We start from the raw sequence: 13,017 nt of genomic DNA on the forward strand, positions 1-13,017 counted from the left end.
TAATGAAATCAAATAGAAGAGATTTTATCAGAAAGACCTCAATCGCGGGAATGGGCATAGCAGTGGCCCCTGCATGGTCCAATTCCATAAATAGCAACGATTTACTTAATACCCCGGCATCTAAGCCAGGAGCTATTTATATGGGGGGCTTTTCTGCCCCTAAATTGGAAACGGTAAAATGCGCATTTATAGGTGTAGGTTCACGTGGGTCTGGGCATGTAAGTCAGATATCGTCCATTGAAGGTACCGAAGTGGTGGCGATCAGTGATCTATATGAGGACTTGGCCGAAAAATCGGCGAAAGTATGTAAGGAAAATGGTGGTGGAACCCGTCATAAGAAGATCAAACTTTACACCAAGGATGAAAACGCCTGGAAAAAGATGCTGAAGAAGGAGAAACCAGATGCCGTTTTTGTTTGTACCCCATGGAAGATGCACGCCCCTATGGCCATTGAAGCTATGAAAAGTGGGGCACACGTTTTTGTAGAAGTACCGCTAGCCCTTACTTTGGAAGAAATGTGGGAAATAGTCGATACTTCGGAGAAGACCCAGAAGCATTGTATGATGATGGAGAACGTCAACTACAACAGGGAAGAACTCCTTTACCTAAATATGTGCCGACAAGGTGTTATTGGAGAATTGCTTCATGGGGAGGCAGCCTATATCCATGAATTAAGATCACAGATGAACGATGTGGAACGTGGTACCGGTTCATGGCGTACCCCGCATTATGCCCATCGCGATGGCAATCTGTATCCAACACATGGACTGGGCCCGGTTGCACAGTACATGAATTTGGCAAGGGGAGAGGATAATTTTAAATTTATAAACTCATTTTCCTCACCTGCCAAAGGACGAAGCCTGTATGCTGCCAAAAACTATCCTCCCGATCATAAATGGAACAAGCTGGATTTTAAAGGTGGCGATATCAATACATCCATCATTAAAACGAACATGGGCAGAACTATTATGGTGCAGTGGGACGAAACCAGCCCAAGACCCTATACCAGACATAACCTGATCCAAGGAACCAAAGGAACCTTGACAGGATTCCCGACCAGAATCGCTTTGGAAGGGGGGGTAGAAGGAGGTCCTGATAACCATCATGAATATGCAGAAGGTGAACAATTACAGAAGATTTTCGAAAAATATGAACATCCATTATACCTGCGCTTAGGAGAATTGGCCACCAAAATGGGTGGACATGGTGGAATGGACTATATGATGCGGTTCCGAATTATTGAATGTTTAAGAAATGGGGAACCCTTAGACCAAAACGTCTATGAAGGTTGTTATTGGAGTGCGGTAGGACCTTTAAGTGAAGCTTCTGTGGCCCAAAACGGTGCGCCACAGGAGTTTCCCGATTTTACTAGAGGCAATTGGAAAACCACAGCTCCTTTGGGCATTGTTAGTTAATCCTAACAAGCTTATAAGTGAAGCCATTAAATTAAAGGGCGAAGAATTAACAATGGGGGACAAACTGAATAGCAGGTTTTTGGTGTCGAATGATCAGTTTGTTTTTTATTGCGACCAGTAGTAAAAAAAAAAATCTTTTTATGATCGACGTACTGCAACTTACAAAAAGTCTAATAGCGATGGATACCATAAACCCTCCGGGGAATGAGTATTTAGCGGCCCAATTTGTTGGGGAACTCTTGGAAGAAAACGGGTTTGATGTCGAATATGTTCCTTTTGAAAGCAACCGGATACATGTTATTGCGGGCAGAGGATACTCCAAGAGTTCACCCCCAATTGTTTTTACTGGTCATTTTGATACGGTCCCCTTAGGTGCGGTAAAATGGTCCGTGGACCCCTTTGGAGGGGAGGTAAAGAACGGGAAATTATTTGGTCGTGGATCTAGTGATATGAAAGGAGGTGTTGCGGCCATGGTCGTAGCGGCCATAAATGCTTTCTCCATAGGTAATCCGGAAGGAGGGCTTCGGTTGGTGCTCACAGCCGGGGAAGAATTGGGTTGCCAAGGTGCCAAGGATTTAATAAAAACCTACTCTGGACTTGGAGAGGCCTGTGGTATAGTGGTTGGGGAGCCAACAGCCAATATGCCCGCAATCGGACATAAAGGGGGGCTATACCTTAATTTGTCATGTACCGGGACTACCGCTCATTCCTCCATGCCACATTTAGGGGATAATGCCATCTATAAAGTGGCCAGGGCTATTTCAAAGGTCGAAGAATTTGATTTTGGGGTAGAGGAAGATCCCTTACTAGGTTTTCCTACGGTGAATGTGGGAAAGGTTTTTGGAGGACAGAATATCAATTCTGTTCCTGATTTCGCCGAATTTACCATAGACGCCCGGACCACGACCAAGGTAGAACACCATAAGTTATTGGCTAAACTCCAAAAAGAGTTGGGAAAGGAAGTTTCCATTGAAACCCTGACCGATTTGATCGCTGTATCCACAGAAGAAAAAGACCCGTTCGTGCAAAGGGTCTATAAAGCTTGCGGTATTCCAGAGAACGCTCCTGGCTATCCAAAGGCATTACCATATTTAACTGATGGTTCAGTACTACAAGGGGCATATGGGGGTATTCCAACGATTATTTTGGGTCCTGGACAACCAGAAATGGCGCATCAAACCGATGAATTTTGTTATGTTGACAAGCTGGAAAAAGCTGTGGAAATATATACGAATATACTTTTAGAAAAATGCGCATATGTTCAATAAAGAGACTGATTGTTTCATTTCGGATAAGCATTTACCAGATATGTCTTATGAAATATTTGGCCAGAATCTAATTATAAAATAAGTAATAATTATTTAAATCTACTATCATTCAACCTATGAGAATTCCATTTTTTCTACTACTATTTTTTTTGGTTTTTAACAGCTTTCACTCTTATGCCCAGATAATTTATGTTGATCCACAGCTAAAGACAGATTGTAAGGGTAATTATTCCATTTTGAACCGTGACTGTAGTGGTTCCGATGGCGATGTATATAAAACACTCCAATCTGCTGCAAATGCGGCCACTGCAGGAACTGAGGTATTGATTAGGGGTGGCGTCTACAAAGAACAACTTAGTCTTAAAAACTCAGGGGAGGAAGATAACTATATTACGTTTAAAAATTTCGGGAACGAGGTAGTTGAATTTACGGGAGAGTCAATGGCACCTGCTATTTGGATCGACCAGAAGGAGTATATTATAATTAATGGATTGAAATTCCTTGATTGTCCCCAATTTATGTCTATCAAATCCTCTTCACATATTACCGTTGAAAATTGTTATTTCGAAAACAGTACATTATTTGAATCCATTCAGCTGAAAACCATGGGGGATTATTTTGTTTTCAGGAACAATACAGTGAAGAATGGGACCGACCTACTTTCTGTTCAAGGGGGCAGCTTTCATTTGGTCGAGGGCAATACCTTCCATACCGCATCCCATACCTGTCTGGTATTTATGGGTGTCCATAACTCTGCCATTAGGAACAATATTCTTATAAATCCCATTCAAAAACTCCTTGAGATATTCGCCACTAGGGACCGGGAGTGGTCCGCTCCTTATCGAAAGAGTGAACATATCCTTATTGAAAACAACCTGTTTGGACCTAATTCACATCGAGATGGGCTTTATAAAGGAAAAGTACCTCCAGCAAGCTGGGGTACTCAATTTGCAGGGGTAAGGTGTATTATGCGAAATAATATATTCGCCGGATGTGATGGAGGTATGGATTTTTGCGGATATGGCAATATCGGAGGTGAGGGCGACTCTCCTGAAGCAGTATTCAATTTTAGTAACCGTATTTATAATAATACGGTTTATTCCAATGGAGAGAGAGGGCGCTATGGAAGTGGCCCGGGAGTAGTAATGTCGCACAATCCCTATTCTGAACAATATGACAATATCTTTATGAACAACATATTCTACGCCAACAGGATATTCAAGGATGCCCATACACAAAGGGATGTGCCAAGTGTTCAAATTGCTTATAGCTCATCTGCCAATCCTTCGGAAACCCGGTTCTACAACAATAATGTCACCCCACAGAGTGATAAGAATGAAGTTGTAGTTTGGATGAAGAAAGATGACATGGGCTATACCCTGGATGCCTTTGAACAAGCCTATCCTGATTATAGCGGAGACAATATTCAGGGAAATCCTCAGTTTGTACAAGATCAGCCCAATCTTAAAAATATTGACCGAAGTGATTATGAACTATCTAAAGATAGTCCCTGTGTTGATGCAGGGAGATTTCTAACGTATGCTGTTGGTACGGCCCATGATAGTGCATTAAAAGTAGAGGATCCTTATTTCTTTAGCGATGGATTTGATGTTGTAGAAGGGGATATGATCCGTGTAGGAGACCAAGAAGTTCAAGTAATAAGTATTGATTACGATACCAGGTATTTGATTCTGAATAAACAGATAAAATGGGAAGACAAAGCACCCGTAAGTTTGATCTATAAGGGAAATGCACCGGATATCGGCGCAGTTGAAAGTTATTAACCCTTCAGTTTTTGGGTACGTAAGCTTTTCTAACCTGAGCAATTTTAAAACAAAACAATGGAACGACGCAACTTTATTAGAAACTCGGCACTTGGCCTTGGTGCAGGAATTACACTAACACCTTCATCAATGTTATCTGCCAATGCTGGAAGTGAAGATGTAGACCTTTCAAAGCTGCCAAGGGAAGTCTGGATAGCTACTCTTACTTTAACAAAAATTGAAGCGGCTAATTCTGAGGGGATGGTTAAGGAAGTATTGGGGCATATGGCAGATATTGTAAACTATAAACCTGATATAATATGCCTGCCTGAAGTTTTTCCAATATTTAATATTTCAGAGAAGACAACTATTGAAGAAGTGGCCGAAAAACCATTGGGAAAAATAACAAGTAGGTTTGCCGAGTTTGCCAAAAAACACAAAACGTATATTATTTGCCCTCTGCATACTGTTGAAAACGGTAAGTATTATAATGCTGCCGTAGTTATAGACAGGGAAGGTAAGGTAATGGGAGAATACCGAAAAATGCACACCACGGAAGGAGAGATGGGCAAAGGGGTTTTTCCCGGGCCACTGGAACCTCCTGTTTTTAAAACCGATTTTGGTACCATTGGAATTCAAATTTGTTTTGACCTTGAATGGAATGATGGTTGGGAGAAATTAAAGGAAAAGGGTGCGGAAATTGTTTTTTTCTGTTCGGCCTATTCAGGCGGGATGGCTATAAATACAAGGGCCTGGCAAAACAAATACTGCGTTGTATCAAGTACAATTAAAGGTACGGCCAAAATATGTGACGTAACCGGTGATGAAATCGCAAAAACTGGTTATTGGGACAAGCATTGGGCTATAGCCCCTTTAAACCTTGATAAAGCTTTTCTACACACATGGCCATATGTCCAGAAATTCAAAGACATTCATGCCAAATATGGAAGAAAGGTGAAGATTACCAATTACGATGAAGAAGAATGGTCGATAATCGAAAGCCTTTCTCCCGATGTAAAAGTGGCAGATATTCTTGAAGAGTTTGATCTTAAAACACACATAGACCATATTAAGAGTGCTACTGAGATACAAGAGAAATTAAGAAAAGGGTAACAATCCAAAAAAGCCGAATAAAAATATGATTTTAACTAATTAGGAAAGGCAAATATAAATTACATAATTCGTGTTAAGAAAACTAAAATACATACCATTCCTGGTACTTGCATGGATCGTATATTCGTGTGGTAAAACAATACCTCGTTTTGAGGATTTTCCAAAAATTGATGCTCACGTGCATATAGAAACGGTCGATCCAGCAGTAATGGAATTTGCTAAAAAGGAGAATTTTAAATTCATTACCATATGTACCGGATCAGATAACCAGGAATTTATTGATGGCCAATTGCACTTTGCCAAAGCACAAAAAACACACGCTCCCAATGATTTTGAATATACCACTACTTTTTCAATGGAGGGATTTGAGCAACCTGGTTGGTTGGAAGGAGTAATTGAAAGATTGGCAGAAGATTTTGATCAAGGTGCTCTGGGGATAAAAGTATATAAGGACATAGGAATGACTTTTCGCGATAGTCTTGGCAATTTCATCATGATCGATGATCAACGTTTCGACCCCATATTTAACTTTATCGAAAAGGAAGGTAAATTGGTTGTAGGGCATCTAGGTGAACCTAAAAATTGTTGGCTCCCCATAGATTCGATGACGGTGAACGGAGATAAAGCATACTATGAAAACAATCCCGAATTTCATATGTTCAAGCATCCTGACCATCCATCATACGATGAACAGATTGCCGCCAGGGACAATAGGCTTGAGATGAATCCGAACTTAAAATTTATGGGTGCCCATCTTGGAAGTATGGAATGGAATGTAGATGAGATGGCTAAACGGCTTGATAAATACCCCAACTTTACGGTTGATATGGCAGCGCGTATTTCTCATTTTCAACTTCAGGATTCGAAAAAAGTACATGATTTTATACGAAAATACCAGGACAGAATAGTGTATGCTACTGATTTTACCATAACCAACGACGATAATTATGAGCAGGTTTTTACCGAAATTAAAGAAGAGTGGCGTTCAGATTGGAACTATTTTTCCACAAGCAACATAATGAGCATCTCAGGTACAGACAAGACGTTTAAAGGTTTGGCACTCGATGAAAAGGTGCTTGAAAAAATTTATTATAAAAATGTATATCGATGGTTTCCCGGTGCATTTGAATAAAACACAATACGTATCAAGATGATTAAAAAAATTAGAAAATTCTATTCATTCATTCCAAAATCAAGGTTCCTGATTCTTATTCCAATCGTGATTCTATTTTTTGCCTTCTCTTCGAATTATTCAGTAAACAATAGCGAAGAAGGGATAAAGAAACAACAAGAAAAATCAGGGTTGACCTATATCAACACTTCTATAGAGAATGGGTCAAGTTTTAACTGGGAGTTGGCCAACGACAGTGTGGTAAATATCTATTTGAACTACGACTATCAACGGAACTCGTTGAACCGGGCCTATGACCACTGGCATTTTTTACTTGAAGCAAAGCAGGGAACAGATCTTACCCTAGTCTTTCACAATTTCAGTGAAATTTATAATGGAGAAAAAGTGCCTTTCGATACCTGGATAATGGATTGCATCACCGCCCCTGACGATAGGAATTGGGATCATGTACCGGTAGAATGGATCGATGGTGAGCGGATGAAAGTTAAAATACACATGGAATCCGATTCCCTTTATATTGCAAGGGTGGACCCATACCGAGTTAGCGATCTTCAAAATTTGGTATCGAACATAAAAGATAATGAGCTAGTTAAAATTTCCCCAATCGGCACTACCGTTGAAGGAAGAGAGCTTCAGATAATCCAGGTCGGTAAGGATACTGCACCACACCAAATTTTTATCCGGGCTAGGGCCCATGCCTGGGAACCGGGAGGTAATTGGGTAGTAGAGGGTATCATTAAGAAACTGCTGGATAATTCGGAAGAATCAAAAAAGTATTTAGAAAATTACGCCGTTTACATTTTACCCATGGCCAATATGGACGGCGTGGCCAGAGGACTTTCGCGGTTTAATATAAACGGGATGGATTTGAACCGAAACCTGACAGCACCGGCCGATCCAAATTTGACTCCTGAAAATGCCGCAATGGAAAAATGGTTGGAGGCGATGATTGCAAAAGGGATGAAGCCTGATTTAGCTATCGATTTCCATAATGACTCAAATGGACCGCTGTTTTTTTCGTCAGCAGGTAAAGAAAAGATAGGTTATGTGGAAAATATGAAAGTGCTGGAAGGTATACTTCGTGAGCATTCGTGGTTCAGCGAACATACTTCCTTTTTTGGAACAACATCATTTGAAGAAGGATTAATGGCAAGGTATGATATAGATGCATTGGTATATGAACTAAACGCCCATTGGATCAAAGGATTGGATAAAAAACCTTTATCAGATGACTGGATTCTCCTAGGGGGTCAATTATGTAATGTCTTTGACATCTATTTTAAGGAAACAAATGAGCAGTAGGTTTTATTATCTAACAATAGTTGTTATACAGATGGGATTTTTGGAACTGAATATGATTCCGGTATCCCTTAATATCACATAGCATACTATAAATACTACTATGGATTAACGCTTTGGCATAAAAAGTATTTACGGGAGAACCCGAAAGAGGGAAACATCAACAAGGCCTGCTGAAAAGTAATATTCTCAGTTACGAATAAAAGTTAAAAATGAAATTATCGATAATTGAATGAAAGCTGTTTTAAAACTGCTTATAAGCTAATCTTGAATTTATTTAAACCCATGAACAAATCTAAATCTATATTCACCGTATTCCTATTAGTGTCTTTTGTGTTGACGTACTCTCCTTTAAGTTCACAAGAGCCAAAGGGGAAGGGGAATTCAATCTCGGATTTAGCTCCAACTCCTCCTCTTGGATTTAATAGTTTTGATAGTTATTTGGTTTTTCTGAGCGAGGAGAAAGCAAACGCCATGATCGATATAATGGCGGATAAATACAAGCCTTTTGGGTATGAATATTTTGTAATTGATGCCGGATGGTATGATAATGTTGAACTTTATAAGGGAACCTATTATCCTAAAAAAAGATTAGGTCTCGCAATTGATGGATATGGTTTACCAGAACCTTCCAAAGCGTATTTCCCAAGTGGAATAAAACCATTGGCCGATCATGCCCATGAAAAGGGCTTAAAGTTTGGTGTTTGGATTATCCGGGGAATCCCAAAAGTAGCAGTGGAAAAGAATCTGCCGATAAAAGGGACACGATATAGAGCAAGGGACATAGCAGACACAACAAGTATATGTGTGTGGAGCGATAAGAATTATGGCGTTGACATGAGTAAACCCGGAGCACAGGAATACTATAATTCATTGATAGATAAATTAGCATCGTGGGGCGTTGACTATATCAAAGTCGATGATATGGTACCAAATCCAAAAGAAATTATGGCAATTGCCAAGGCCATAGAAAATGGTGGGCATAAGATGATGTACAGTCTTTCGCCCGGCGATGTTAATTCCATGGATAATTTACCTTATTACAAAAAAGCTAACATGTTGCGTATTACGGCGGATATATGGGATAACATGTTAAGCATTGAAAAAGGGTTTTATGCTTGGGAAAAGTTTTTCGGTTTGGAAGGGAATGATTTTTGGCCCGACCTGGATATGATCCCGTTCGGTAGATTATGTGTAGAATCTCCTGATTTTTTGGAAGACATACCTGAAGAAGCAAAAAGTAGACAAAGCCTTTTTACACAGGATCAAATGAAAACATTTATAACACAAAGGGCACTCGCCGCGTCCCCATTATTTATAGGTGGCGACTTGCTAACGATGGATGATTTTTCGTATTCCTTGCTTACAAATAAAAACATGCTTGCTTGTAACCAAAATGGTGTAATGGGTGTAAATATTTATCGTGCTGGTAATCTTGATGTTTGGTTAACACCTAACAAAGAAGACCCTGGAAAAGGTTGGGTCGGAATTTTTAATCGAACCACCACAGACCGGAAGGTTAAATTATCAAAGTATGATCTTGGATTTACTGAATTCAAGGATAGTTACAACGTGGTTGAAAACACAAATGCCTTTAAATTGAAAGACATATGGAATGATTCTGAATTTATAATTGACAGTGATTATAAGTTCTTTGTTCCTGCCAACGGTGTAGTTTTTTTGGAGTATTCGGAATTATCAACTATTAAATAAACTATTTCGTAACGCCCAATAAAAGCCCCGAGGTAAAAATTATATAAATTGATGAATAAATTAGTTTTTTTTATGTCTGTCGCACTCGTTTTCTCTTGTTCGATAAAGCAGAACTTTAGACCTCAAAAAACAGATCTTGTAAACAAATGGGATACCCTTCGCCCGCTTGTTAATCCAGATAAAGGTTGGTATCATCATATGCTGGATAACGGTATTGAAAGCTACCTTGTTCAGGATGAAAATGATCTAACCACATTTATTGGAATGGACCATCTGTATCTTCGTCTGGCATGGGCTTTTCTTGAACCGGAAGAAGGGAAATATGACTGGTCCTATATTGATGATATAGTGGAGAAATACGTACCAATGGGGTATAAGATTTCTTTTCGTATCACCTGTAAAGAAACAGGGGGGGCTCCCGGCAGTGTTCCTATCGAAGTAGATGGAATAAGGTTTGCTACACCTTATTGGGTGAAAGAAGCCGGTGCAACCGGCATAGAGCGTCCTGAGTATGGATCAGCCTCATGGACTCCCGAATGGGGCAATCCGATCTACCTAGAGAAATTGGATAATTTCCATAGGGCTTTTGCACAAAAATATGATGGTAAACCTTGGGTTAGATACATTGATGTGGGAAGTATTGGTGAGTGGGGTGAAGGTCATACTTATTATTCTACACGTATTCCTCCTTCCAAGGAAGAGATCAAATCACATTTGAATTTATTTTTAAAACATTACCAAAATTCATTATTGGTTGTTGCGGACGATTTGCTCAAATATGGCAAGTCTGAAAAAGATGTTATTGAGTTGTTGATCTTTGCCAAAGAAAAAGGATTTACAATACGTGACGATAGTCCGATGGTAGAAAGTTATATAGAAGATTACAGGGATACATGGAGCGTTAGTCACCCGCATTTTTTCGAGGAGGTGTACAAGACCAGGCCCACTATTTTTGAGTCGGAACATTATGCTACAGTAAAAAAGGATGGAAACTGGATTGGTCAAAATGGTGCTGGCGTTATTCCAGGAGAAAAAGTAAGTGGTGCTGAAATATTCAGAAATGCAATGAAATTAATACACCCTACTTACATTGGGTTTCATGGTTATTTGAGGGAATGGTTAGCTGACAATCCGGAATTAACATTAGAGTTACTCAATCTTAGTGGGTATTGGTATTTCCCTCAATCTATTTATACTACAAATTATGTCGATGGTGAATTATCATTTGAGATCACATGGGAAAATAAAGGTGTTGCACCAGCATATTCTGTATATCAATTAAAGGGAAAATTAATTCCAGAGGATAATTCAAATGAAACTATCGAATTTGTAATTCAGGATTCAGGAAATAAAGACTTGATGCCTTTGGAGAAAACAACCTTAAAATATAAGGCCGCTCTACCTGTAGATCCTAACGGAAATTACCAATTAGCCATTCAGCTTTTTGATAAAAATTCAGGAGATCCGGTTGATATTGGATTAACTACCAATATAAAAAACAACGATTATTTTGTGATTCAAAATCTTTCTTTTTGAACCATGAATACAATTTTTTAAGTGGAATTTATGAAACGGGGGGGACAAGGTTAAAACTGTAAATAGTATTAAATGACAAGAATTAAAAATTACATATTTGTGTTTTGTGGGGTATTATTGTTTGCTACCGAATTGTCCGCACAACAATTAATCAGGTCCCGGCCTATAAAGGTTGATAATGTTTTGACTAATTCCGGAATGGGAAAAGATATTGATAGTTGTTATTCGTTTGGACAATTAATAATTAAGAATTCTAAATTTTAATCAATATGAAAATTAAATTTTCGTTTTTAATACTGCTGCTTACTAGTTTTTTTATTTCATGTACAGAAGAAGACCATTCTTTGAAAATTACCGAAATAAATATTAAGGCACCTTTTGAAATGCCAACCATTAAGATACCCGATTTTAGTAATTGTAAGGAGTTTTTAATAACCAGTTTTGGTGCAGTACAGGGAGATCAAGACAAAACAACAAAAGCTATTGCCGACGCAATTTTTCAAGCAAACAAAATTGGAGGAGGAATTGTGGTCATTCCTAAAGGAGTGTGGTCTACGGGAAAAATTCATTTTAAAAGTAATGTCAATCTACATCTAAATGACGAGGCCGTTCTTTTGTTTTCAGATAATCCGGAGGATTATTTACCTGCAGTTTCATCAACTTGGGAAGGATTGGAATGCTACAACTATTCACCATTAATTTATGCTTTCCAATGCAAGAATATAGCCATAACCGGTAAGGGTATATTAAAAGCTAAAATGGATGTGTGGACCGAATGGTTCAAACGCCCAAAAGCTCATATGGATGGACTTGTCCGATTGTATCATATGGGGGCAAAAGGCGTTCCCGTTAAAGGGCGTCAAATGGTTGGTGACAATGCCAATTTCCGCCCACATTTTATTCAATTTAACCGCTGTGAGAATATTTTGGTGGAAGGTATTTCAATTCAGGATAGTCCATTCTGGGTAATTCATCCTTTCCTTTCGAAAGATATTGTAATAAGGGATGTAAAAGTAAAGGCACACGGGCATAATAACGATGGGGTAGATCCAGAAATGAGCCAAAATATTTTAATTGAGAATTGCACTTTTGATCAGGGCGATGATGCAATAGCGGTAAAATCAGGCCGGAATCAAGATTCATGGCGCCTAAATACACCATCAAAAAATATTGTTATACGAAACTGCATTGTAAAAAATGGTCACGAGCTACTGGCAATTGGAAGCGAATTGTCTGGCGGAATTGAAAATATTTTTGTGGATAATTGTATTGTTACCGAAGAAGCAATGTCTTCAATGGATCACTTGGTATTTATAAAAACCAATGAACGTAGGGGCGGTTTTGTTAAAAATATATTTGTAAGTAACATTAAGGCCGATCATATAAAAGGTGGGATACTTGGGATTGAAACAGATGTGTTATATCAATGGCGTGATTTAGTTCCCACCTATGAGCGCAAGCTAACTTCAATAGAAAGTATTTTTATCGAAAATATTCAGGTGTCGGATGCACAGTTTATTTCTAAGATTTTGGGGCAGAAAGAGCTTCCTGTTCAAACGGTGATATTAAAAAATGTGAGAGTTGATTCGATTCATAATAAAAAGATAATACATGAGAATATTGAAGGTTTTAATTGGGTTGAATAAGAGATTCTGAACCATATTTTTAACAAATTACTATTCATATTTGACTATTTGGACATCTATGTATAGTTATTTGGAATTAGAAAAATAATTGATTGCCAGGAGACAATAGAGCCATATACCGTTGAACATGCC

Annotated in this window: 9 protein-coding genes; all 9 read left to right on the top strand. The window is 38.8% G+C overall.

The genetic code is table 11. The features are described 5' to 3' along the window. Positions 1 to 2: 2 nt before the first annotated feature. Complete coding sequence (locus MWU78_RS16235) at positions 3 to 1,415, top strand: Gfo/Idh/MocA family oxidoreductase (RefSeq protein WP_246999629.1); 1,413 nt, start codon at positions 3 to 5, stop codon at positions 1,413 to 1,415. A gap of 140 nt (positions 1,416 to 1,555) precedes the next feature. Continuing rightward, positions 1,556 to 2,683 (top strand): M20 family metallopeptidase, encoded by a 1,128-nt coding sequence (locus tag MWU78_RS16240; RefSeq protein ID WP_246999630.1) that lies wholly within the window; start codon positions 1,556 to 1,558, stop codon positions 2,681 to 2,683. Positions 2,684 to 2,799: 116 nt separating this feature from the next. Beyond that, on the top strand, positions 2,800 to 4,467 hold the full coding sequence (locus tag MWU78_RS16245) for a right-handed parallel beta-helix repeat-containing protein (RefSeq protein ID WP_246999631.1): 1,668 nt from the start codon (positions 2,800 to 2,802) through the stop codon (positions 4,465 to 4,467). A gap of 57 nt (positions 4,468 to 4,524) precedes the next feature. Beyond that, positions 4,525 to 5,559: a carbon-nitrogen hydrolase family protein gene (locus MWU78_RS16250; protein ID WP_246999632.1), complete on the top strand. Its 1,035-nt coding sequence runs from the start codon at positions 4,525 to 4,527 to the stop codon at positions 5,557 to 5,559. Positions 5,560 to 5,629: 70 nt separating this feature from the next. Further along, complete coding sequence (locus MWU78_RS16255; protein ID WP_246999633.1) at positions 5,630 to 6,691, top strand: amidohydrolase family protein; 1,062 nt, start codon at positions 5,630 to 5,632, stop codon at positions 6,689 to 6,691. 18 nt (positions 6,692 to 6,709) lie between these two features. Then, positions 6,710 to 7,993, top strand: a complete 1,284-nt coding sequence (locus tag MWU78_RS16260) for a M14 family zinc carboxypeptidase (protein ID WP_246999635.1) — start codon at positions 6,710 to 6,712, stop codon at positions 7,991 to 7,993. A 282-nt stretch (positions 7,994 to 8,275) separates the two neighbouring features. Next, positions 8,276 to 9,703, top strand: coding sequence for a glycoside hydrolase family 27 protein (locus MWU78_RS16265; protein WP_246999637.1), 1,428 nt, complete (start codon positions 8,276 to 8,278; stop codon positions 9,701 to 9,703). Positions 9,704 to 9,775: 72 nt separating this feature from the next. Further along, the gene (locus MWU78_RS16270) at positions 9,776 to 11,239 is read left to right on the top strand and encodes a beta-galactosidase (protein WP_246999639.1); all 1,464 of its coding nucleotides are present in this window, start codon (positions 9,776 to 9,778) and stop codon (positions 11,237 to 11,239) included. A 269-nt stretch (positions 11,240 to 11,508) separates the two neighbouring features. Then, a complete protein-coding gene (locus MWU78_RS16275) occupies positions 11,509 to 12,885 on the top strand; it encodes a glycoside hydrolase family 28 protein (protein WP_246999641.1) in 1,377 nt (458 codons plus the stop codon). Positions 12,886 to 13,017 lie beyond the last annotated feature (132 nt).

The sequence above is a fragment of the Arenibacter sp. F26102 genome (assembly GCF_023015865.1).
Classification (GTDB): Bacteria; Bacteroidota; Bacteroidia; order Flavobacteriales; family Flavobacteriaceae; genus Arenibacter.